This window comes from Achromobacter sp. JD417 (assembly GCF_041879325.1).
Classification (GTDB): domain Bacteria; phylum Pseudomonadota; class Gammaproteobacteria; order Burkholderiales; family Burkholderiaceae_B; genus Achromobacter; species Achromobacter mucicolens.
On record NZ_CP087159.1, the window covers coordinates 3,000,075 to 3,022,830 of the forward strand.

General features: G+C 63.6%; 16 protein-coding genes. 13 read left to right on the forward strand and 3 right to left on the reverse strand.

The window, feature by feature from the left end:
* Positions 1-4: 4 nt before the first annotated feature.
* The 6 genes from LN047_RS13790 (at position 5) to LN047_RS13815 (ending at position 8,769) form a co-directional block, all read left to right on the forward strand.
* A complete protein-coding gene (locus LN047_RS13790) occupies positions 5-1,039 on the forward strand; it encodes a phospholipase D family protein (RefSeq protein ID WP_157774195.1) in 1,035 nt (344 codons plus the stop codon).
* Between the two features lie 43 nt (positions 1,040-1,082).
* The gene (locus LN047_RS13795) at positions 1,083-3,140 is read left to right on the forward strand and encodes a DEAD/DEAH box helicase (protein WP_016254285.1); all 2,058 of its coding nucleotides are present in this window, start codon (positions 1,083-1,085) and stop codon (positions 3,138-3,140) included.
* Positions 3,133-4,317, forward strand: a complete 1,185-nt coding sequence (locus tag LN047_RS13800; protein ID WP_116309213.1) for a GIY-YIG nuclease family protein — start codon at positions 3,133-3,135, stop codon at positions 4,315-4,317. The genes LN047_RS13795 and LN047_RS13800 overlap by 8 nt, the downstream gene beginning before the upstream one ends.
* 62 nt (positions 4,318-4,379) lie before the next feature.
* The gene (locus tag LN047_RS13805; protein WP_069078980.1) at positions 4,380-4,613 is read left to right on the forward strand and encodes a transcriptional regulator; all 234 of its coding nucleotides are present in this window, start codon (positions 4,380-4,382) and stop codon (positions 4,611-4,613) included.
* Positions 4,610-7,216 carry an AAA family ATPase gene (locus tag LN047_RS13810; RefSeq protein ID WP_105803403.1) on the forward strand — a complete coding sequence of 869 codons (2,607 nt, stop codon included), beginning with the start codon at positions 4,610-4,612 and terminating at the stop codon, positions 7,214-7,216. Before LN047_RS13805 ends, LN047_RS13810 begins: the two co-directional genes overlap by 4 nt.
* 467 nt (positions 7,217-7,683) lie before the next feature.
* Positions 7,684-8,769 carry a hypothetical protein gene (locus tag LN047_RS13815; protein ID WP_373982028.1) on the forward strand — a complete coding sequence of 362 codons (1,086 nt, stop codon included), beginning with the start codon at positions 7,684-7,686 and terminating at the stop codon, positions 8,767-8,769.
* Positions 8,770-8,811: 42 nt separating this feature from the next.
* Here the strand turns inward: LN047_RS13815 and LN047_RS13820 are convergent, their stop codons facing one another.
* The gene (locus LN047_RS13820; RefSeq protein WP_373982029.1) at positions 8,812-9,609 is read right to left on the reverse strand and encodes an aminoglycoside adenylyltransferase family protein; all 798 of its coding nucleotides are present in this window, start codon (positions 9,607-9,609) and stop codon (positions 8,812-8,814) included.
* Positions 9,610-9,740: 131 nt separating this feature from the next.
* On the opposite strand from LN047_RS13820, the gene LN047_RS13825 reads away from it, so the two are divergent.
* Positions 9,741-10,553, forward strand: coding sequence for an SDR family NAD(P)-dependent oxidoreductase (locus tag LN047_RS13825; protein WP_373982030.1), 813 nt, complete (start codon positions 9,741-9,743; stop codon positions 10,551-10,553).
* Between the two features lie 28 nt (positions 10,554-10,581).
* Here the strand turns inward: LN047_RS13825 and LN047_RS13830 are convergent, their stop codons facing one another.
* A complete protein-coding gene (locus LN047_RS13830) occupies positions 10,582-12,195 on the reverse strand; it encodes an NAD(P)/FAD-dependent oxidoreductase (protein ID WP_373982031.1) in 1,614 nt (537 codons plus the stop codon).
* 351 nt (positions 12,196-12,546) lie between these two features.
* Here LN047_RS13830 and LN047_RS13835 point away from each other — a divergent pair, with 351 nt between their 5' ends.
* The 5 genes from LN047_RS13835 to LN047_RS13855 all read left to right on the forward strand — a co-directional run bounded on the left by LN047_RS13835 (position 12,547) and on the right by LN047_RS13855 (position 20,546).
* Entirely contained in the window at positions 12,547-13,260 is a 714-nt protein-coding gene (locus tag LN047_RS13835) for a gluconate 2-dehydrogenase subunit 3 family protein (RefSeq protein ID WP_373982032.1), read from the forward strand.
* A gap of 3 nt (positions 13,261-13,263) precedes the next feature.
* On the forward strand, positions 13,264-15,039 hold the full coding sequence (locus LN047_RS13840; RefSeq protein ID WP_373982033.1) for a GMC family oxidoreductase: 1,776 nt from the start codon (positions 13,264-13,266) through the stop codon (positions 15,037-15,039).
* A gap of 12 nt (positions 15,040-15,051) precedes the next feature.
* Positions 15,052-16,371, forward strand: coding sequence for a cytochrome c (locus LN047_RS13845; protein WP_373982034.1), 1,320 nt, complete (start codon positions 15,052-15,054; stop codon positions 16,369-16,371).
* 261 nt (positions 16,372-16,632) lie between these two features.
* Complete coding sequence (locus LN047_RS13850; RefSeq protein ID WP_373982035.1) at positions 16,633-18,279, forward strand: VRR-NUC domain-containing protein; 1,647 nt, start codon at positions 16,633-16,635, stop codon at positions 18,277-18,279.
* Positions 18,276-20,546, forward strand: a complete 2,271-nt coding sequence (locus LN047_RS13855) for an ATP-dependent DNA helicase (RefSeq protein WP_373982036.1) — start codon at positions 18,276-18,278, stop codon at positions 20,544-20,546. Before LN047_RS13850 ends, LN047_RS13855 begins: the two co-directional genes overlap by 4 nt.
* Before the next feature lie 12 nt (positions 20,547-20,558).
* On the opposite strand, the gene LN047_RS13860 is transcribed toward LN047_RS13855, so the two are convergent.
* Positions 20,559-20,921, reverse strand: a complete 363-nt coding sequence (locus LN047_RS13860; protein ID WP_056318787.1) for a group III truncated hemoglobin — start codon at positions 20,919-20,921, stop codon at positions 20,559-20,561.
* Between the two features lie 366 nt (positions 20,922-21,287).
* Here LN047_RS13860 and LN047_RS13865 point away from each other — a divergent pair, with 366 nt between their 5' ends.
* Positions 21,288-22,754 carry an amidase gene (locus tag LN047_RS13865; protein WP_373982037.1) on the forward strand — a complete coding sequence of 489 codons (1,467 nt, stop codon included), beginning with the start codon at positions 21,288-21,290 and terminating at the stop codon, positions 22,752-22,754.
* Positions 22,755-22,756: the final 2 nt, after the last annotated feature.

The window sequence follows — 22,756 nt, forward strand, 5'->3', positions numbered from 1 at the left end:
CATCTTGAATCTTTCGACTTTCCTACACCGCGACGCGAATGCACCGACCACGATATCGGAGATCCGACGCATCCATGAAGAGATCGCGGCCACCGACTTCCTTGGGCTGTACGCCTATGCGACCCAGTCTGGCGCCGCCTTGTTCGATTTGACGTTTGCCGGAAATTTCTGGGCAGATACACCTTCGCGATGGCTCTTTGGCATTGACTATGGTCGCACTCAGCCGCAAGCCCTTCGATTGTTGTGTTCGCGACCGAACGTGGACGTCAGGATTCACGATGGGATGTATGTTTTAGACCAAAGCGGTTTTGTCCCCCGGCGCGATTTTCACGCCAAGATGGCCATGCTGCTGAACCAAGAGGCCGAGCGGTCTGGTGCAGTTGTTGGTTCCGGAAACTTTTCGTCGAATGGCCTTCGCAAGAGCGTCGAAGCCGGTGCCTCCGTTATCACGCATGGCATCAACGAGTTCGACGTAGTGCTCCGTCCCACCCTCGTAGCAGCCGAACTTCTATGGGAACAGGCCACACCTGTTGCCGATATCTTGGATGTTTACGAGGAGCGATGGAGTACCTCCTTTTTTCGGCGAGTCGTTGAGAACCAGCCCAGCGTCGAAGTCGACCATGCTGCGACACCTGTCTTCTGGATCGAAGCAGGGTATGTCACCAAGAATCGCGGGCCTCACCGCCCAGGTAACCAGATCGACTTTCCTCGGGGAATGTCCAGATATTTTGGGTTTAACCCTCCGGCCGACCTGCCAGCCAACTCCGTCATCGGGCAGGTTGTCTTCGAAACTCCGACTGGCGAACCCGTAGCGAATAACCTCCGTCTAGGGAACAACATGATGGAGAAGATCTCGCTGCCTATCCCGGAAACGCATGGTTTCGACATCTACGATGGCAAGGTCCTTTTGTTCCAACGAGCCGAAGGCCGATTCGTCATGAGGGCATTGGAGGCGGACGATTTCGAAACATCTTTCGGTGACCGTCTGGCGGAGGTTCGTGTCATGAACAGCGGCAGGCGTTATGGCCATATCACATGACAGCAAAGCCGGCACAACGCAGCACCGAAGCGAGACCTTCCTCATGAACAACATCAAACCTCGGAGCGTCCCCTCCGTATCTGTTACGTATGCGCGTAACGGTGCATCAACCAAGGCTAACGCGCTCGGTATGCGTCCGATGCAGGAGCGGGCCTATGACAAGCGGGGCGAGCAGTACCTGCTCATCAAGTCGCCGCCCGCTTCGGGTAAGAGTCGCGCCCTGATGTTCGTGGCGCTCGACAAATTGCAGAACCAGGGCTTGAGGCAAGCCATCATCGTCGTGCCCGAGAAGTCCATCGGGGCCAGCTTCAACGATGAGCCGCTGTCAAAGTACGGCTTCTGGGCTGATTGGCACGTCGAGCCAAAGTGGAACTTGTGCAATGCGCCAGGCAACGACAACGGCGGTAAGGTCAAGTCCCTCGGCGCGTTCCTCGAAGGCGACGACAAGGTGCTGGTCTGCACGCACGCCACTTTCCGATTCGCGGTCGATGCCTATGGCATCGAGGCGTTCGACGACCGTCTGATCGCCGTCGATGAGTTTCATCACGTTTCGGCCAACCCCGACAACAAGCTGGGCACGCACCTGGGCCAGTTCATCGCGCGAGACAAGACGCACATCGTCGCCATGACCGGCTCCTACTTCCGGGGCGACGCGGAGGCCGTCCTCGCTCCGCACGACGAGTCGAAATTCGATACCGTTACCTACACCTACTACGAACAGCTCAACGGCTACGAGTACCTCAAGCAACTCGACATCGGCTATTTCTTCTACAGCGGGCCTTATGTCGATGACATTCTCAATGTCCTCGACCCTGTTGAGAAGACCATCATCCACATCCCCAACGTCAATTCGCGCGAAAGCACGAAGGACAAAATGCGCGAGGTGGAGCACATAATCGAGGCGCTGGGGGAGTGGCATGGCATCGACGCCACCACAGGGTTCCAGCTCGTTAAGCTCCCCGATGACCGCGTGTTGCGCATCGCTGATCTGGTCGATGACGATGCCTCGAAGCGCGACCGAGTGTCCGCCGCGTTGAAAGACCCGGCTCAGAAGAACAATCGCGACCATGTGGACATCATCATCGCGCTGGGTATGGCGAAGGAAGGCTTCGACTGGATTTGGTGCGAGCACGCGCTGACCGTGGGCTACCGTGCCAGCTTGACCGAGATCGTTCAGATCATTGGTCGTGCCACCCGAGATGCGCCTGGAAAGACTCGCGCGAGGTTCACCAACCTGATCGCCGAGCCGGACGCGACCGAGGAAGCGGTCACCGAGGCCATCAACGATACGTTGAAGGCCATCGCGGCGAGTCTGCTGATGGAGCAGGTTCTCGCTCCGCGCTTCGAGTTCAAGCCCAAGAATCCCGACAGCGGCCCGACGCCAGGCTTTAATTATGGCGAGGGTGGCTATGACCCGGACCGCTGCAACATCGGTGTCAATGAGCAGACAGGGGCCTACCAGATCGAGATCAAGGGCCTCGCCGAACCCAAGAGCAAAGAGGCAGCGCGCATCTGCCAGGAAGACTTGAACGAAGTGATCGCGGCTTTCGTGCAGGACAAGCACACCATCGAGCGTGGCTTGTTCGACGAAGAGCTGGTTCCCGAGGAGCTCACGCAGGTTCGCATGGGCAAGATCATCAAGGACAAATATCCCGAGCTTGACGCTGAAGATCAGGAGGCGGTACGCCAGCACGCCATCGCCGCCCTCAACCTTACGCAGCAGGCCAAGCGGCTTGTCACCGAAGGCGAGAGCGACGGATCGCCCAACACCGCCCTGATCGATGGCGTGCGCCGCTTTGCGATGGACGTGCGCGAGCTGGACATTGACCTCATCGACCGCATCAACCCCTTTGGCGAAGCCTATGCCATCCTCGCCAAGACAATGAGCGAGGACAGCTTGAAGCAGGTCGCGGCGGCCATCTCGGCCAAACGCACCTCTATCACGCCTGAAGATGCCAAAGTGATCGCCAAGCGCGCGGTTGAGTTCAAACGCGAACGTGGGAGGGCTCCATCGGTTACCTCGCAGGACGCCTGGGAAAAGCACCTTGCCGAAGGTGCGGCCGCCTTCATGCGGTTCAGGGCGGAGGGACGCTATGAGTAACTCCGATCTTGACGACCTGGCGGCAGAGCTGGCCGAGTTCGCTCCGCCTGAGAAGAAAAATGGCCGCCCAGCCAGCGAGGAGCGTGTCATTGCCGGCTTCGAGGAAATCCAACGCTTCACAGAGCAGCACGGGCGTGCGCCTCAGCATGGCGAAGACCGCGACATATTCGAGCGCCTATATGCCGTGCGGCTCGACCGTCTACGCGCGCTACCGGATTGCCGCACCTTGATTGAGCCGCTGGACCATCAGGGCTTGCTTGCTGGGGCACCGACCGTTGCCGCTTCGGCGGACGAAACTATCGACATCGACGACCTGGCTGCCGAACTAGCGGATGTTGCCGGCGCGGACGACATCACGGTCTTGCGCCATGTCCGTACCAGCGCCGAAAAGCGCGCCGCCGAGGAGGTCGCGGATCGCAAGCCCTGCGAGGACTTCGAAACCTTCCGGCCCTTGTTCGAGCGCGTGCAAGCGGAAGTCAAGACCGGTATGCGCCAGTCCCAGCCCATCGAAGCGGGTCGCCGTGCGATTGAAGCCGGGGACTTTTTCGTTCTCGATGGCCTTACTCTCTACGTTGCCGAGGTCGGCGAGCCGTTGAAAACCACCGCCGGGGAGGTGGACCGCCGCCTGCGCCTCATCTTCTCCAACGGCACCGAAAGCAATTTGCTGCTGCGCTCGCTCCAGCGTGCGTTCTACAACGACCCTGCCGCGCGGCGGCTGGCCTCGCCCGAGAGCGGGCAACTCTCCTTTGGCGGCGAGCTTGAGGCGGATGATGTGGAAAGCGGCACGATCTACGTCCTGCGCTCCCTGTCCGATCATCCCTACGTCGCCCAGCACCGCGACATCATCCACAAGATGGGCGTGACGGGCGGCAGGGTTGAAACGCGCATCGCCAACGCCGAGAACGAAGCGACATATCTGCTGGCAAAGGTCGAGGTCGTTGCGACCTACAAGCTCGCGGGGATCAATCGCATTCGGATGGAGAACCTGTTCCACAGGCTGTTCGCGACCGCACGGTTGAACATCACTATCAATGACCGCTTCGGTCACCCCGTGCAGCCCGAGGAGTGGTTTCTTGTTCCGCTGTTCGTTATCGACGAGGCCGTCGCGCGCATCAAGGATGGCAGCATCACCGGCTACATCTACGATCCCAAGGCTGCGAAGCTAGTGAAGGCATAGGGCAGTGCAAATGCATGAATAGCCCTGGCCGTAGGCCAGGATGAACGCCAGGAGGAAGCAGCATGACGAAGACTCATCAGGAAGAACAGGCTGAGCCGTTTTTCATCACCGAGGAAGTCGAGGCCGAATTGATCGCGGCCGGCTACGAATTCGAACCGCCTGGCCACGCGAGGAGCGCAAGCATCTCCGAGCTGTTCGGCTGGCGGCCTGGTGAGACGCTGTCGGAAGCCGTGAGCAGGCGCTTGGCGAGCACTGGCAAAGCTAGCGAGTGCGAACCGCGAGGCAAAGGTCTATGACGACGGAAGCAGAGGCGCTCGCCAACATCCTTGCGTGGTCTGCTGATAGTCCCGGCTGGCAGCGCGACGCACTGCGCCGACTTGCAACGCAAGCGGCTCTGGAGTCGGCCGAGATCGACGAGCTGGCTTCCATCTGCAAGGGCGACAATCCGGCGGTCCCGCTGGAAGCTGGGCACCTTCGCGGCCCGAACCGCGATCAGGGGGAGGTCTATCTGCGGCAGGTGCATGGAGTTCGGCATGTCAACGCCCTGGCTCCCGACCAACGGCTGACACTCCACCGCGTCGGTTTGACGATCATCTATGGCGACAACGGATCGGGAAAATCCGGCTACGCGCGGATTCTCAAGAAGGTATGTCGCGCCCGTATGTCTGGCCGAGCCGAGGAAATCGCCCCCGACATCTATGACGCTGCGCCAGGCACGCCGAGCGCCACTATTGAATACGCGATCAGCGGCCAGAACCGCACTTGCGCTTGGCAGCTTGGTCAGGCTGCCGACAACGCGCTTTCAGGCATCAGCGTGTTCGATTCCCGTACCGCGAACGTCCACGTGGACGATACGAATGACGTGGCTTACACGCCGTTTCCGCTCAAGCTGCTAGGTGCGCTGGCGCAGCTCTGCAAGTCGGTCAAGGATAAGCTGGCAGCCGAGATCGCGCAGATAAAGGCGCAAACGCCCGAAGCGATCAGGACCCCGGCATGCAGCCGGGACACAGCGGTCGGCAAGCTCATGGCCCGAATCACCGCCAACACTGCGCCGGCGACGGTCGAAGCGTTGGCAGCGCTCACGCAAGCAGAGCAAGACCGATTGGCGCAGCTCACGGCGGACCTGGCAGGTGATCCGGCTCGCGCGGCGCGCCAGCTTGCGGCGATGAAGGCCAAGGTTGACGGGCACATTGCGCGCCTGGATCGGCTATTTGCTTCAATCAGCGACGATTCCGCCAATAACCTGCGCCGCCTTGCCGTTGATAGCGATGCCGCACGCCGGGCGGCAGAAGCTGCTTCCAGTGCGCTTTTCCGCGACGAACCGTTGCCGCAGATTGGGTCGGAGGTTTGGCAAGCGCTATGGGCCAGTGCCCGAGCGTTTTCTGATGCGGAAGCCTATCCCGAACGGCGATTCCCCGTCACAGACCCCGGCAGCGTATGCGTGCTTTGCCAGCAGGAATTGACGCCCGTCGCCGCTGATCGGCTCAATCGCTTCGAGGCTTTTGTGCGCGACGACAGCCAGCAACGTGCCGACGCTGCGCGCGTCGCATACGACAGGGCGCTGGCAACGTTCAAGGGTGAGGCTGTTTCGTTGGCCGAGCTGGCGAACATTGTGGCAACCGTCCGCGACGAACTGCGCCAGGATGCCTTGGCGATGGAGATCAGGGGCGCGACCCTTCGCGCCCTGTGGCGTCATCGCCAGATCAGGCGACGCCACGCAAATCCAAGCGCCGCTATTGACGTGCCCGTTACGGAATATTCGCGTCAGGCACTGGTCGATCAAGCAGCGGGCATCGAGACTCGGGCGAACGCCCTTGCCGCGGAGGCTGGCTCTCCAGCTCGCGCCGCCTTGCTTACCGAAAAGGCCGAGCTTGTGGATCGGCAATGGCTTGGTGGCATCAAAGCCGATGTTCTCGCCGAAATCGAACGACAGAAGAAAATCGCACTGCTTGAGACGGCCCAGCGGGACACTGCTACCAACCGCGTCACCACCAAGAGCACCGAGATCGCTCAGGCTTTGGTGACGGACGCGCTACGCGCGCAATTTGCTCGCGAGGTGGCGAGCTTCGAGATTGCTGGCCTCGCTGTGGAGCTTCGACAGCAAAACAGCGTTCAGGGCATCCCTCGCTTCAAGGTCGCACTTACACGGAAGCCCACGGCTGCGGTGGGACAGGTTTTGAGCGAGGGCGAGCATCGCTGCGTTGCCTTGGCCGCGTTCATGGCCGAACTCGCCACCACCGAAAACAAGTCTGGCATCGTCTTTGACGATCCCGTTTCCTCGCTCGACCACATGCACCGGGAGGCCGTAGCTAAACGCCTGGTTGCTGAGGCCGCTCATCGCCAGGTCATCGTCTTCACCCATGATCTTGCGTTTCTGTTCGAGCTGAACCGCGCGGCTGACGATGCGCAGCCAAAGCCGCCGGTTGCGATTAGCTCCATCAGCCGAGGTGCTGACAAGGCAGGCTTCTGCCGCAGCGAGCCGCCATTCAAAGCGCGTCGGGTCAGTGACATCACCACAAGTCTGAGCAATCAGCTTGCCGGTGAACGCTACCATTTCGAGCAAGGCAATCAAGACGAGTGGCGAAAGTCCGTCAAATTCATCGCCGCGACGTTGCGCGATACGTGGGAGATCGCGGTTGAAGAAGCTGTCGGGCACGTCATCCGGCGGCTGTCCAACGAAGTGAAGACGCCTGGCTTGGTCAAGCTGACCGCGATCACGGTTCCCGACTGCGAGGCCATGCGTGACGGCTTTGGCCGCTGTTCCGAGCTGCTGCACAGCGCCGCCGCTGCGTTGAACCGCCCGCTGCCGAGGCCAGAGACACTGACAGCGGAGATTGATACCTTGGCGGCCTGGGCGGACAGCCTTCGGCAGCGTCAGGGCGCTGCGAGGTTGCCCTGAAGCCTTGGCGTCATCCAAGTGCTGTGGAGCTGAGCGTGGTATTGTTCATGGCACTTATAGAGATGCCTTTGGTAAGACGTTGATTTATATGGTTGTTTTTTGACTATTTATGATCGAGTGGGAGTGATTTCTTACTCCCAAGGTCGTCGCCCGTCATATCAATGACGCGTTGACGAGCCAGTAACGGGCGCGGCCATGGCCGCGCCCGTTTTCGTTTTGGTGGATTCCACGTAAAGCGAACGCGGTGCAGGGGCATGGCGAGAGGGTCTGCAGTTGCGGAGGTCGAGTCGCCGATGCCGCACGAACAGTATTGAAATGCCCCGCAACCGCGCGTAACTGCCAGCTTTTTAATTGGTGACTGACCATTGATATACTCCCCGATCGCAATTCAGCTACGACAGACGGGGAGAGATCGGATGCGCTTAAAGGCCCTTGCACTTGGCTTGATGACAATTTGCGGGACATCGGTGGCTGCACAAGACAGCACGCAGACCTTGCAGCAGGCCTTGAAGCAGGTGCCACAGTTGGTGTTGACGGCGCCCGAGGCCATGCAGTTCGTGTTCCTGGACGTTCAAGCCTGGCGTAGCCTGGAGAAGGCCGGGCCTTCCGCCGACGGCATGCGCAGATTGTCGATCGCGCAGGCGATCACGCCGCTTCAGTCGATGGGCTACGGGTTGGATAAATGGTCCGAGAGCGCACATATCTCCTTGGATGAGCTGTCCTATTTCGGCGGCTTCGGCCAGTCTCCCAGCAATGTCACCTACTGGGGCGTGAAGGACAAGCAGGCGGCGGACAAGTTTGCCGATCGTCTGAAGCAGGCAGACTTCAAGCCCGTGGACGGCGATGTGGCCGGATTGATGGCAAACGGCGAGCCCAATAAACCCGATCTGACCAAGGCCACCGGGCAGCAGCCCTGGCGAGGCACGATGGGTATGCCGACCTTTGTGCTGCCGCTCGATACGGCGTTGGTGCAGGCAGCGGCGCCCTCGGGCATGAAGGCGTTGTCTCAGCCCAAGCCTTCCGTTGCGGACAGCGAGATCGTGGCGGCTTCCATTGCCGGGCTGAAGGAGGCGGTGCCTTCGGATGGCGGGCGGATCGTGCAGGCGGCTGTCATCTCGCCCGTGTTTGGGTTGCAAGGGGTGGATCCGGCAGCGGTGATGATGGCTTCCCCGGCCGACTTTGAGGGGGCGAAGCAGAAGCTTCAAGCAGCTGCGGCATCCAGCAACGAAGGCATTCCGCCTTACTTTGGCGGCATCATTGCGGACGTGCAGGTCAAGGACGTGCCTGCGGTGGTGCTTTCGCTGTCCTACTCGGATTGCGGCGTTGCGCAGCAGGCGGTCGATGGGGTTGGCGCGGCCTGGAAAAAGGCCTTGGCGGCGACGGTGCAGGCCGATGTGAAGGGGCACACCGTTCAGGCGGGCAAGCTGTGCGCGGCCGTGATCAGCCTGACGGCGCCGAAGGCGGAGAACGCTGGCAACCCGATTCTGAGCCAGATCATTAATCGGTACATGCAGCGCGACCCGTCAGTGCTGCAGATCGGTATGGCGCGCTAAGTCAACCAAGCCGGCTGATGCCGGCTTTTTTACATCCGCCGCTCAACCAGCGGCGCAAGTCCTTTCAACAGCGCGGCGCGCGTAAGCGATGAACGCGGCCGTTTCCCTCGCGCGCCGTTCCGCCAGATCGTCCGTGGCTCGTCCAAGGTAGATCGCGTGCGCCTTGCTGAGGATCGGCCGATGGGGTGGGTCGATCCTTTCCAGCAACCACGTCGCCGCGTCTGACTTTGATGCGATTTCCCCCGTCACAGCCGTGTACCAGATACGCGCCAGTGCCAGGATGATGTTCCGCTCGTCGTCCGCCCAGTCTTCCGGCTGGTTCCATTGGGCAACGGTGTCGAGCAGCGCCCGCGTCAGATCTTGGCGCGGAACGGCTTCAAAAAGCTGGTCGGCGGGCGGGCCGAAGACCGGAATGCTGTGGCCCAACACCTTCGTCAGAACGATGGCAAGGTCGTGGTCTTGCATGGGCGGCTCCACGATGCCCGCCAGCAAATCCTCGCGCAGCCATTCGCCAAACTGAAGCTCTCGCCGGGCCGGGTGACGCCAAGGCACGGCGTGCTGAAGCGTCATCACGGTGACTTCAAGCGCGCGCAAACTGGGCGACTGGCCCGGCGGTGCGGAGACCGTCAGTAGTTCCAGCGCCAAAGCATGGAGCGTTGCCGTGTCGGGCGGCTCAGTCACGGTGACGAGCAGGTCGATATCGCTGTGAGGCTGCAACCCGCCGGCGACCGCAGAGCCGAACAGATGGATGGCGGCAAGGCGGGTTCCGAGATGGCGTTCGATGACGCGTCTGGCGTCATCAATCTGCGCTGCGATGGCGATGGGCGGAGCTTGGATCATGCAAGGATAATAGCCAAGCGTTTGGGCCCTGTGCAGTCGGATGGCCTCCGCGAGCGGTCCGAGTCCATTTTGAGCAGTCCGACGGCCGCAGCAAGCCAATCCGTATCCATAACAGTCTTCATCGAAGCTTCATGACCAACTACCCCCAACTATTCAGTCTCCAAGGCAAAACCGCAGTCGTACTCGGCGCCGCTTCCGGCATCGGGCAAGCGTCGGCGCACGCATTGGGTGCGATGGGCGCCTACGTGATGTGCGCGGACCGCGACGAGCTTGGCGCGCAGGCCACGGCGCAGCAGATCATCGACGGCGGCGGCGCGGCGAACTGGATGCAGACCGATGCCGCCAGCGGCGAGTCCATCGCGCAGTTGGCCGCCAGGGTTGTGGACGAGAAAAAAAGGATCGACATCGCGGTGGCGACGCCCGCGCTGAACATCCGCAAGCTCATCGTCGATTACACGGAAGACGAGTTCGATCAGGTGGTGAACCTGAATCTTCGCGGCGCGTTTCACTTCATGCGCCACTTCGGACGGCCGATGATGAAGCAGGGCGCGGGCAGCATGATCCTGTGTTCGTCGATGCGTGCCGTGACGATCGAGCCCGGCCTGGGCATTTACGCCGCCACGAAGGCGGGCATCGAGCAGATGGTCAAGGCGTTCGCGGCGGAGGTCGGCCCCAACGGCGTGCGCGTCAACGCAGTGATGCCCAGCATCATCGAGACCCGTCTGACCGAGCCGCTGAAGGAACGTCCCGACATCTACAACACGTATGCCGGCCATACGGTGCTGAATCGCTGGGGCCAGCCGTCCGAGGTGGGTGCGGCCGTGGCGTTTCTGGCGTCGGATGCCGCGAGCTATATCTCGGGCAGCAGCCTGGCGGTGGATGCAGGGTGGACGGCAATTGATGGGCCGCCCACGGGGCTGACGCAGACGCGGCCATCTGAATGAACGCGATGGCGCGCGGCGGCGAGCCTGCTTACCCCTGACGGCCCATGATGCTCAACGCCACAGCCTCGGCGATTTTGATCCCGTCGACCCCCGCTGACAGAATCCCGCCCGCGTAACCCGCGCCTTCACCGGCCGGGAACAACCCCTGCGTGTTGATGCTCTGCAGCGTGTCGTTATCGCGCTTGATGCGGATAGGCGAAGACGTGCGGGTTTCGACGCCGGTCAGTACGGCGTCGGGCATGTTGAAGCCCTTGATGGTCTTGTCGAACGCAGGCAGGGCCTCGCGGATCGCGGTGATGGCGAAGTCGGGCAGGGCGGTGGCCAGATCGGTCAGATGAACGCCAGGCGTGTACGAGGGCAGCACCTTACCGAATTCCGTCGAGGCCCGGCCTTCCAGAAAGTCGCCCACCAACTGCCCCGGCGCGCTGTAGTCGCGGCCGCCCAGCTCAAATGCCTGCGATTCCCACTTGCGCTGAAAATCGACGCCAGCCAGCACGTGCTCCGGATAGTCGACTTCCGGCGAAATCCCCACGACGATCCCGGCGTTGGCATTGCGCTCGTTGCGCGAATACTGGCTCATGCCGTTGGTGACGACGCGGTTGGGCTCGGACGTGGCCGCGACAACCGTGCCGCCCGGGCACATGCAGAAGCTGTAGACGGAGCGGCCGTTGCTGGCGTGATGCACCAGCTTGTAGTCGGCGGCGCCCAGGATCGGATGGTCGGCGTTGGGGCCGAAGCGTGCGCGGTCGATGAGCGATTGCGGGTGTTCAATCCGAAAGCCGATGGAGAAGGGCTTGGCTTCCATGAAGACGCCCTGGTCCAGCAGCATCTGGAAGGTGTCGCGGGCACTGTGGCCGATGGCCAGGACGACGTGGTCGGCTTCGATGTGTTCGCCGTTGGCCAACGTGACGCCGGTGACCTTGCCGTTCTCGCGGTGCAGGGTTTCAACCCGGCTGGAGAAGCGGACTTCGCCGCCCAGCTTGGTGATGGTGTCGCGCATGACTTCGACCATGCCGACCAGGCGGAATGTGCCGATGTGGGGTTTGCTGACGTAAAGGATTTCCTCGGGCGCGCCGGCCAGGACGAATTCCTTCAGGACCTTTTCGCCGTAGTGCTTGGGGTCCTTGATCTGGCTGTACAACTTGCCGTCCGAGAACGTGCCCGCGCCGCCTTCGCCGAATTGAACGTTGGAATCGGGATTCAGGATGCGCTTGCGCCACAGGCCCCAGGTGTCCTTGGTGCGTTCGCGCACGGCCTTGCCGCGTTCCAGGATGATGGGCTTGAAGCCCATTTGCGCCAGGACCAGGCCGGCAAAGAGGCCACAGGGGCCGGTGCCGATGACGACGGGGCGCTTGGCCAGCGTGGCGGGGGCCTGGGCGACGAATTTGTATTCGGTGTCCGGAGACGGCTTGACGTTGCGGTCGTCGTGAAAGCGCTCGAGGATTGCGGCTTCGTTGGCCACGTCGACATCCAGCGCATAGATGAGCAGGATGTTGTGCTTCTTGCGCGCGTCGTAGCTGCGCAGGAAGATGGTGAAGCCGTTCAGGTCGCTGGCCGGGATGCCCAGTTTGTTGAGGATTGCCGCGGGCAGTTCCTCGGGCGTGTGGTTCAACGGCAGCTTGATTTCAGACAGGCGCAACATGCTTGGGGTCCAGACAGATGGGCGATCACAACGTCGCCAAACGCGGATTGTACTGGACGGTCGGAGATGGCCTTTTGTTCACCTTGCTGTCAGAAAGCAATGCATTTGTAGTGGTCTTACGTTGTCCTTAATGCAAAAGACTTTTCCACGTCAAGAAATTCCATCTGATACGGTCGAACGAGCGGATCAGAAGCGCATAATGCCCACACCTGCTCTTACGTCCCTTTTCAAAGAGCAGTCTTGATCTTGAGCAAGAAAAGAGCGTGTTGTCACTAGCTCGGGCAGTTCGTGTTTCCAGGTTGCATGTTCGGTAGCGCGCTAGGACAACTTGGAATATTCACGGAGATGTCCATGACTGATGACGCACAACCGCGCCGGCGGTTTCTGCAGGCGATGGCCATTGTGCCAGCGTCGACGCTGGCGGTCGGCGGCCTGACCGTCGGCTGTACCAACGCCGCCGACGGCAATGCCGCAAAGGCGGCCAAGCCGTACGAGCCCACCTATTTCACCAAGGCCGAATGGGCCTTCATCGTTGCTGCGGTGGATCATCTGATTCCCGCCGACGAGTACGGTCCAGGCGCCATCGCGGCCGGCGTGCCGGAGTTCATCGATCGTCAGATGGAAACGCCCTTTGGCCACGGCAAGCTGTGGTACATGGAGGGGCCGTTCCACACCGATCAAGCGCCGGAACTGGGCTACCAGCTCGACCAGAATCCCCGTCAGGTCTATCGCAACGGCATCAAGGCCTGTGACGCCTTCTGCGTGAAGACGCACGGCAAGGCGTATGCCGAGCTGGACAAGGCCTTGCAAGAGCAGATCCTGAAGGACCTGCAGTCCGGCAAGATCGCGTTCGAGTCCGTGCCGTCCAAGACGTTCTTCAGCTTCCTGCTTGCCAACACGAAGGAAGGCTTTTTCGCCGACCCGATCTATGGCGGCAACAAGGGCATGGTGGGCTGGAAGATGGTGGGCTTTCCCGGCGCGCGCGCCGACTTCATGGACTGGGCGGACCAGCCAAACGTCAAGTACCCCTATGGCCCCGTGTCGATCTCTGGGGAGAAGGGTTAAATCATGGCGATCAAGAAAGACAAAGTTGATGCAGTATTGGTCGGGTTCGGCTGGACGGGCGCCATTCTGGGCCAGGAGCTGACCGAAGCGGGCCTGCAGGTGCTGGCGCTGGAGCGCGGCGGCATGCAGGACACGCCCAAGGACGCCGAGTATCCCAAGGTGATCGACGAGCTGAAGTATTCGGTTCGCGGCTATCTGTTCCAGGACCTGTCCAAGGAAACCGTCACGATCCGCCACAACGTGGACGACGTGGCCGTGCCGTACCGCCAGAACGGTTCGTTCCTGTTGGGAACGGGCGTGGGCGGCGCGGGCTTTCACTGGAACGGCATGCACTACCGTGTGCTGCCCGAAGAACTGGAACTGCGCACGCGCTACGAAACGCGCTACGGCAAGAAGTTCATTCCGGAAGGCATGACCATCCAGGACTTCGGCGTGACCTACGACGAACTGGAGCCGTACTTCTCCAAGTTCGAGTATGTCTGTGGCACCTCGGGCAAGGCCGGCAACCTGAACGGCAAGATCGTCGAAGGCGGCAACCCGCTGGAAGGCAAGCGCAGCAAGGAATATCCGCTGCCGCCGCTGGCCACGACCCACGGCGCATCGCTGTTCGAGAAAGCCGCGCGCGAAGTCGGCTTCAACCCGTATCCCACGCCGGCCGCCAACGCGTCGGGCCCGTACACCAACCCGTACGGCGTGCGTCTTGGCCCCTGCAATTTCTGTGGCTTCTGCGAGAACTACGGCTGCTACATGTATTCGAAGGCCTCGCCTCAGACCACCATTTTGCCGGTGCTGCTGAAGAAGCCGAATTTCGAGCTGCGCACGCGTTCGCAGGTCATCAAGGTCAATCTGGATTCGACCGGCAAGAAGGCCGTGGGCGTAACGTACATCGACGCGGACGGCAACGAAATCGATCAGCCCGCGGATCTGGTGATCCTGTCGGCCTACCAGATGCACAATGTGCGCCTGTTGCTGCTGTCGGGCATCGGCAAGCCCTATGACCCGAAGACCAACGAAGGCGTGGTGGGCAAGAACTACGCCTACCAGATGAACGGTGGGGTCAATGTGCTGTTGCCCAAGGGCACGCAGCTCAATCCTTTCGTCGGCACGGGCGCGGGCGGCGTGGGCATGGACGACCTGAACGGCGACCAGTTCGACCACGGGCCGCTGGGTTTCCTGGGCGGCGCCAGCATTCGCCATGTGCGCACGGGCGGCCGTCCCATCAAGCAGACGCCCACGCCGCCGGGCACCGCGACCTGGGGCACGGCCTGGAAGGCCGGCGTGCAGGATGCGTACCAGCGTTACATGACGATCGGCATTTCGGGTTCGGTGATGTCGTACCGCGACGCCTATCTGTCGCTGGATCCGACCTACAAGGATGCCTACGGCCAGCCGCTCTTGCGCATGACGTTCGATTGGCACGACAACGAGTTCGACATGCTGGGCTACATGGGCAAGCGCATGGAGACCGTGGCGAAGGCGATGAACCCCGAGAAGTATTTCGTGGGCGTGCGCAAGAAGGGTTCGCACTACGACACGCGGGTCTACCAGAGCACGCACAACACGGGCGGCGCCATCATGGGCAGCAACCCGAAGGAAAGCGTCGTCAACAAGTACCTGCAGAGCTGGGACGTGCCGAACGTGTTCGTGATGGGCGCCTGCGTGTTCCCGCAGAACATGGGCTACAACCCGACCGGTCTGGTCGGCGCGCTGGCCTACTGGGCGGCGCAGGCGATTCGCGACCAGTACCTGAAGAACCCCGGCCCGCTGGTCCAGGCTTAAGGAGACGGAACAATGATCAAGCACACCATTGTTGCGGCCTTCTCGGCCCTCGTTGCCAGCGCCGCGTTCGCGGCCGACGGCACGCCGGCGTCCAGCGACGCGCAGATGATCAAGCAGGGCGAATACCTGTCGCGCGCCGGCGACTGTATCGCCTGCCACACGGCCAAGGGCGGCAAGCCCTTTGCCGGCGGCCTGGGCATCGATTCGCCGCTGGGCATGATCTATTCGACGAACATCACGCCGGACAAGGAAACGGGCATCGGCAATTATTCGTACGAGGACTTCGACCGGGCCGTGCGCCACGGCGTGGCCAAGGACGGACATTCGCTGTACCCGGCCATGCCTTACACCGCGTACGCCAACGTCACGCCCGAGGATGTGAAGGCCCTGTACGCCTACTTCATGCACGGCGTCGAGCCCGTGAAGCAGGAGAACAAGGACACCGACATCGTCTGGCCGATGTCCATGCGCTGGCCGCTGACGGTGTGGCGCTGGATGTTCGCGCCTGACGTTGCGACGGCGCCTGTCACGGTGAACACGAGCGGCGCGGACAAGCAGGCGCTGCTGCGCGGCCAGTACCTCGTCGAGGGCCTGGGCCATTGCAGCACCTGCCACACGCCGCGCGGCGTGGCCTTGCAGGAAAAGGCGCTGACCGACGCGGACGGCTCGGCCTTCCTGTCGGGCGGCGTGGTGGAAGGCTGGCTGGCCAAGAACCTGCGCGGCGACGCGACCGACGGCCTGGGCAGCTGGAGCAAGGAGGATATTGCGACCTTCCTGAAGTCCGGCCGCAACGGCCATTCGGCGGCGTTTGGCGGCATGGCCCAGGTGGTTGAGGACAGCACCCAGCACCTGACCGATGCCGACCTGAACGCCATCGCGGTGTACCTGAAGAGCCTGCCGCCCGTGAACAAGGACGCGACCAAGCCGCTGGCCTATGACGAAACGGTGGCGCAAGCGCTGCGGTCCGGCAAGGACAAGAGCGACGGCGCGATGGCCTTCCTGAACAACTGCGCGGCCTGCCATCGCAGCACGGGCAAGGGCTATACCGAAACGTTCCCGCAACTGGCATTGAGCTCGACGGTCAACTCGGCCGATCCGGCCTCGCTGATCCACATCGTGCTCAAGGGCGCGCAGATGCCGGGCACGGCCTCGGCGCCTACCGCGTACGCGATGCCGGGCTTCGACTGGCGCATGACCGACAAGGAAGTTGCCGATGTCGTGAGCTTTGTCCGGTCGAGCTGGGGCAATAAGGGCGCGGCGGTCAGCGCGTCCGACGTTGCCAAGGTCCGCAAGGAGGTCGGCGCGGCGCCGCAACCGGTGCGCGCGCAGTGATGTGACGATGTCGTGATTGACTGTCCCGCCGCTTGGCCGGCGGGACGGCAAACGGCGCCGGAGAGCACAGGCTTTCCGGCGCCGTTTTTCATGGGTGAGTAGATGAGCCGCCGGCCTGCCGAGTTTTCCCTGCGCGGGAGGCGGTGGGGGCAGTTTGGGACGGGCGGCGGGTTGCCGGACGGCCCCGGGCCTGCGGTTCAGCGAAGACTGCCGGCCTGCTATGATTACTGGATAAATAAACAGTCCAGCCGGCCGCCGCCGATGTTGCCCCCGCACCGTTACTACTATCTGCACAATTTCCAGCGCGCGCTGGCGTGGGTCTCGGACCGTTACACCGATCTGCTGGACGAGGACGATTGCCGCTTTCTGGCGGACTTCGCGGCGTTGCCGCAGGCGTCTCAGGCGTTGATGGTGCGCATGCTGATGCGGCGCGGACCATGGTTTCGCGCCAGCCGGCTGGTGTACGAAGAGATCCCGGCCGTCGAGGCAGCCGCCCGGCCTCTCGAAGCGCTGGGGTGGCTGGACCGGCGCGCGCCGATGGCGCTGGATGAGCTGTTCGTGCTGTTGACCAAGCCCGAGCTCTGCCGGGTGTTCGCCTCGCACGCGGCAGCCAGGCCGGGCGTGCGCAAGGCCGACATGCTTGAATCGCTGCGCGCCGATCTGACGCAAGCCCGGCCATTCCGCGATTGGGCGCCGCAATCCGCTGAAGCCGTCTGGCGTGTGATGGTGGCGGACCGTTGCGAACGCCTGCGCCTCATGTTCTTCGGCAATCTGCATCAGGATTGGTCGGAGTTCGTGCTGGCGGACCTGGGCGTGTTCCAGTACGAAACGGTGCCGTTCGATGCGGCGTCGCGGGCCTTTCAGACGCGGGCGGACGTGGATTGCTATCTGGCGCTGCACGCCTGCCGCCAGGCGCTGGACGAGGGCGGGGCGGTGGACGATCTGTTGCAGGCGGCGCAGGCGTGCATCAGCGGCAACGCATGGCTGGAAAAGCGCCGCGCCAAGGTGTTGCTGCGCATCGGTCAAGCCTGCGAGCGGGCGCAGGACTGGGAAGCCGCCCAGCGCGTGTACGCGGCCTGCGGCTATCCCGGCGCGCGGCATCGGCGCATCCGCGTGTACGAAAGGATGCAGCGCTTCGAAGACGCCATGGCGCTGGCCCAGCAAGCCGCCAGCGCGCCCGAAAGCGAGGAAGAGAGCCAGCGCGTGGCACGCATGATGCCGCGGCTGCGGCGCGGGCTGGGGCAAGGCGCGGCGGCACGCGCCGCGGCACCGATCCTGCCGCGCACGGACCTGGCGCTGGCCCGCCCGGCGCAACCGTCCGCGGTTGAATACGTGACGCGCGATCACCTGCATCACGACGACGCGCCGGTGCACTATGTCGAGAACGCGCTGATCAATTCGCTATTCGGATTGCTGTGCTGGCCGGCCGTGTTCGCACCGCTGCCGGGCGCTTTCTTTCACCCGTTCCAACGCGGTCCGGCGGATCTGGAAGCGCCGGATTTTCATGCCCGTCGTCAGGCGCAGTTCGAGGCCTGCCTGGCCCTCCTTGACTCGCCGGCTTACCGGGACGTGATTCTGCAGCGTTATGCGGACAAGGCGGGCCTGCAGTCGCCCTTTGTGTTTTGGGGCGCCTTGTCCGAAGCGTTGCTGGGGCAGGCGCTGGATTGCCTGCCGGCCGCGCACCTGAAGCTTTTCTTCACGCGGCTGCTGCGCGACGTCAAGGGCAACCGCACCGGTCTGCCCGATCTGGTGCGCTTCTGGCCCGCCGAGCGCCGCTATGAACTGATCGAGGTGAAGGGGCCGGGCGACAAGCTGCAGGACAACCAGATCCGCTGGCTGCAATATTGCGTCGCGCACGGCATGCCAGTGCGCGTGTGCCACGTGAGCTGGTTGCAGGAGGCCGCATGAGCTATGCGGTGGCGGTGCGGGCGTTGTGCGAGTTCACGGCGCGGGCGGGGGATCTGGACTTGCGTTTCACGCCCGCGCCCAGCGGCCTGGAAGGCATGGCTGGCCATGCGGCCGTGACAGGGCGGCGCGGGCCGGACTACGAAACCGAAGTGTCGCTGTCGGGCGTGTTCGGTGACCTGCTGGTGCGCGGGCGTGCTGATGGCTACGACTCTGCCGCCAACCAGCTCGAAGAGATCAAGACGTACCGCGGGCAGTTCGACAGCGTGCGCGAGAACCACCGCGTGGTGCATTGGGCGCAGGCAAAGGTGTACGGCCATCTGCTGTGCCAGGCGCGTGGCCTGGCCGACGTGCGGGTGGCGCTGGTGTACTACAACGTGGCGACCGAGGAAGAGACCGTGCTGGTGGAGACCCACCAGGCGGCGGACCTGGCCGCGTTCTTCCAGCTGCAATGCGAGCGTTTCCTGGCGTGGGCCAAGACCGAACTCGCGCACCGGCAGGCGCGTGACGCAGCGCTGGAGACGTTGTCGTTTCCGCATGGCGAGTTCCGGGCCGGGCAGCGCGATCTGGCGGTGGCCGTGTACCGCACGGCGCGCGATGGGCGCTGCCTGATGGCGCAGGCGCCCACGGGCATCGGCAAGACGCTGGGCACGATCTTTCCGCTGCTCAAGGCCAGTCCGGGCACGGGCCTGGACAAGGTGTTCTTCCTGGCGGCAAAGGGGTCGGGCCGGGGGCTGGCGGTAGAGGCGCTGGAAACCGTTAATGCCCAGCCGGCCGCGCCCGGCCTGCGCATTCTGGATCTGCAAGCGCGCGATAAAAGCTGCGTGCATCCGGATCTGGCTTGCCATGGCGATTCCTGCCCGCTGGCGCGCGGCTTCTACGACCGCCTCCCGCAGGCTCGCGCCGCCGCGCTCGAATACACGCGGCTGGACGCGCCCGCCGTGCGCGCCACCGCGCTGGAACACGATGTGTGTCCCTACTACCTGTCGCAGGAGCTGATACGCTGGAGCGACGTGGTGGTGGGCGACTACAACTACTACTACGACGCCACGGCCATGCTGCATGCGCTGACGCAGGCGCATCAATGGAAGGTGGCCGTGCTGGTCGACGAGGCCCATAACCTGGTGGATCGTGCGCGGCGCATGTACACCGGCGAACTCGACCAGAACCGGCTGACCGCCGCGCGGTTCGCGGCGCCCAAGGCGCTCAAGAAGTCGCTGGACGGGCTGCACCGTTCCTGGAACGCGCTGAACAAGAAGCAGGCCGAACGCTATCAGGCCTACGATGCCGCGCCAGCCGGCGTGCTGACGGCGGTGCAGAAGGCGGTGGCCGCCATCACCGAATTCATCGGCCAGACGCCGCTGCCGCAGGACGATCCCTTGCTGGGGTTCTATTTCGAGGCGTTGCATTTCATGCGGTTGGCCGAGCAGTTCGGCTCGCACGCGCTATTCGATGTGACGCTTGGCAACGCCGGCGTCAGCAGCGCCAAGACCGCGCCTTCGATGCTGTGCGTGCGCAATGTGATTCCCGCGCCGTACCTGGCCGCCCGGCATGCCGCGGCGCACGCGACGGTGCTGTTTTCCGGCACGCTGAGTCCGCAGCGGTTCTACCGGGACACGTTGGGCCTGCCCAAGGACACCCCGTGGATCGATGTGGCTGCGCCGTTCAAGGCCAACCAGCTGGCGGTGCGCGTCGTGGGCAACGTGTCCACGCGCTTTCGCGATCGCGAACGTTCGCTGGCGCCCATCGCGGACCTGATCGCCCGGCAGTACGCCGAGCGGCCCGGCAATTACCTGGGTTTCCTGAGCAGCTTCGATTACCTGAAGCGCGTGGCCGACCTGATGCGGGAGCGCCATCCGCAGGTACCGATCTGGTTGCAGACGCCGGGCATGGACGAGCCGGGGCGGGCGGCCTTCCTGGCGCGGTTTACGGAAACGGGGCAGGGCGTGGGGTTTGCGGTGCTGGGCGGCGCGTTCTCGGAAGGCGTGGACCTGCCGGGCAAGCGGCTGATCGGCGCCTTCATTGCGACGCTGGGCCTGCCGCAGGTCAATCCGGTGAACGAGAACATGAAGCGCGCCATGGACATGCGCTATGGCGAGGAGAACGGGTACGACTACACGTACCTGTACCCGGGCATGCAGAAGGTGGTGCAGGCGGCCGGCCGGGTTATCCGGACCGAACACGATGAGGGCACCGTGCACCTCATCGATGACCGCTATCGGCGCGCCAAGGTGCGCGGGCTGTTGCCGGGGTGGTGGCGGGTGGACTGACCTTGCAAGGCGTCAGGCGGGACGCAGTTCGGTCAGCGGCTGGTTGGGGTCGCGCGACAACTGGTAGCCGTACCACAGGCTGCGGGCCATGCGCTTGGCCATTTCCTGCGCGGCGTCGGCCAGGGCGCGATTGGGCAGGGCGTCGGTGGTTTCGCCAAAAAGCACCAGCCAGCGTTCGAAGAGTTCAGCCTTCAGGTTGGGCATGGCCGCGTGCTTGGGCATGGGCATGCCCGTGAAGCGCCGGGTGCCCAGAATCACGGCGGACCAGAAATCCGAGAGCGTGGACAGGTGCTCGTCCCAGTCGTGGACCATGCCATTGAAGATGGGGCCCAGGGCTTCGTCGGCGCGCGCCTTGCCGTAAAAGGTGTGGACCATGTCCTGAATTTCGGCTTCGGTGCAGATGTCGTCGGGGGCGGTGGTGGTCAAGAGGGTCTCCGGGCGGGATGGCAGGAGGCGATGTTAGGACGGGGGGCGAATCGCGCGGTTTGACCTGGCGCAATTGTCGGCAGGGTTGCTTGAGCCAATCGTTAAGACCCGCCTGGCGGAACTTGCCGGGATGGGGCTGTGCGGGCTGTCACGCTGGCGGCGTCCGCCGCGCCTGACATCCGGCGCTTTTCCCAGGCGCGGCGCCGCCGATTTGCGTAGTATTGTCGCGATGCGCGCGGCGCGCCGCCGCGCTGCGCCCCATGACAATATGCGCGCCCGGCGGATCCGCGGCGCGCGCCCAGGAGACGAACAGCCATGCCGACTTCCGCCCCGCTCAATGACATCGTGGCCATGCCCGCGCATGCGCTGTCGGACGCCATCCGTGGCCGCCGGGTGTCCTGCCGCGAAGTGATGCAGGCGTATCTGGCGCATATCGACCAGGTCAATCCCAAGCTGAACGCCATCGTCGCGCGCCGCGACAGCGACGAGCTGCTGCGCGAAGCCGATGCGCGCGATGCGCAGCTGGCGGCGGGGCAGTGGCAGGGGTGGCTGCATGGCATGCCGCAGGCGCCCAAGGACCTGACCGCCGTGCGCGGCATGGTCACGTCGATGGGTTCGCTGGTCTACAAGGACACGGTGACGCAGCATGACTCGATCCTGGTCGAGCGCATGCGCGCCGCCGGCGCGATCTTCATCGGCCGCAGCAATGTGCCGGAGTTCGGCCTGGGCTCGCACACCTACAACCGCGTGTATGGCGCCACCGGCAATCCCTACGACGCCACCAAGACGGCGGGCGGCAGCAGCGGCGGAGCGGCGGCGGCACTGGCCGCGCGCATGCTGCCCGTGGCGGACGGCAGCGACTTTGGCGGTTCGCTGCGCAACCCGGCGGCTTTTTGCAACGTGTACGGCATGCGCCCGTCCGCCGGCCGTGTGCCGTCCGGCCCATCGCCCGAAGTCTTTCTCAAGCAACTTTCCTACGAAGGCCCGATGGGCCGCACGCCGCGCGACGTGGCCTTGCTGCTGTCGGTGATCGCCGGCCACGACAAGCGCGCGCCGCTGTCGCTGACGGACGATCCGGCTCTGTACGCGCAGCCGCTGGACGCGGACCTTGCAGGCAAGCGGGTCGGCTGGCTGGGCGATTGGGACGGCTACCTGGCGATGGAGCCGGGCATCCTGGACCTGTGCGAGCAGGCGCTGAAGGATCTGGAGACGGCCGGCTGCCAGGTCGACGCCTATCGGGTGCCGTTCGCGGGCGACCGCCTGTGGCGCATCTGGCTGGCGCACCGTCACCTGATGGTGGGCGGGCAGTTCCACGACCTGGTCCACAATCCCGACACGCGAAAGCTGGTCAAGCCCGCGCTGATCTGGGAGGTCGAGGGGTTGGAAGGCATGACGGCCCGGCAGGTCTATCAGGCCACGGAAGAACGCAGTGCGTGGTATCAGGCCGTGCTGCGCATGTTTGAAGACGTGGACTTTTTGGCGGTGCCGTCCGCGCAAGTCTTCCCGTTCGACGTCAACCTGGATTGGCCCAAGGAGATCGCGGGGCGGCCCATGGACACGTATCACCGCTGGATGGAAACCGTCACGCCCTGGACGCTGGCCGGTTGTCCCGTCATCAGCGTGCCGGTGGGTTTCAATGCCGATGGGCTGCCGATGGGCATGCAGCTGATCGGTCCGCCCCGGGGCGATTTGGCTGTGCTGCAACTGGCGCACGCCTATGAAAAGGCCCGCGACTGGGTCCAGGACCGGCCGCCGGTCGCGCTGTGGCGAGCCGCCGGCTGATC

Excerpts from the sequence above, each read along its gene's own strand:
- LN047_RS13795 (WP_016254285.1), top strand. The coding sequence starts at position 1,083 with ATGAACAACATCAAACCTCGGAGCGTCCCCTCCGTATCTGTTACGTAT.
- LN047_RS13800 (WP_116309213.1), top strand. The coding sequence starts at position 3,133 with ATGAGTAACTCCGATCTTGACGACCTGGCGGCAGAGCTGGCCGAGTTC.
- LN047_RS13805 (WP_069078980.1), top strand. The coding sequence starts at position 4,380 with ATGACGAAGACTCATCAGGAAGAACAGGCTGAGCCGTTTTTCATCACC.
- LN047_RS13810 (WP_105803403.1), top strand. The coding sequence starts at position 4,610 with ATGACGACGGAAGCAGAGGCGCTCGCCAACATCCTTGCGTGGTCTGCT.
- LN047_RS13820 (WP_373982029.1), bottom strand. The coding sequence starts at position 9,609 with ATGATCCAAGCTCCGCCCATCGCCATCGCAGCGCAGATTGATGACGCC.
- LN047_RS13825 (WP_373982030.1), top strand. The coding sequence starts at position 9,741 with ATGACCAACTACCCCCAACTATTCAGTCTCCAAGGCAAAACCGCAGTC.
- LN047_RS13830 (WP_373982031.1), bottom strand. The coding sequence starts at position 12,195 with ATGTTGCGCCTGTCTGAAATCAAGCTGCCGTTGAACCACACGCCCGAG.
- LN047_RS13835 (WP_373982032.1), top strand. The coding sequence starts at position 12,547 with ATGACTGATGACGCACAACCGCGCCGGCGGTTTCTGCAGGCGATGGCC.
- LN047_RS13840 (WP_373982033.1), top strand. The coding sequence starts at position 13,264 with ATGGCGATCAAGAAAGACAAAGTTGATGCAGTATTGGTCGGGTTCGGC.
- LN047_RS13845 (WP_373982034.1), top strand. The coding sequence starts at position 15,052 with ATGATCAAGCACACCATTGTTGCGGCCTTCTCGGCCCTCGTTGCCAGC.
- LN047_RS13850 (WP_373982035.1), top strand. The coding sequence starts at position 16,633 with ATGTTGCCCCCGCACCGTTACTACTATCTGCACAATTTCCAGCGCGCG.
- LN047_RS13855 (WP_373982036.1), top strand. The coding sequence starts at position 18,276 with ATGAGCTATGCGGTGGCGGTGCGGGCGTTGTGCGAGTTCACGGCGCGG.
- LN047_RS13860 (WP_056318787.1), bottom strand. The coding sequence starts at position 20,921 with ATGGTCCACACCTTTTACGGCAAGGCGCGCGCCGACGAAGCCCTGGGC.
- LN047_RS13865 (WP_373982037.1), top strand. The coding sequence starts at position 21,288 with ATGCCGACTTCCGCCCCGCTCAATGACATCGTGGCCATGCCCGCGCAT.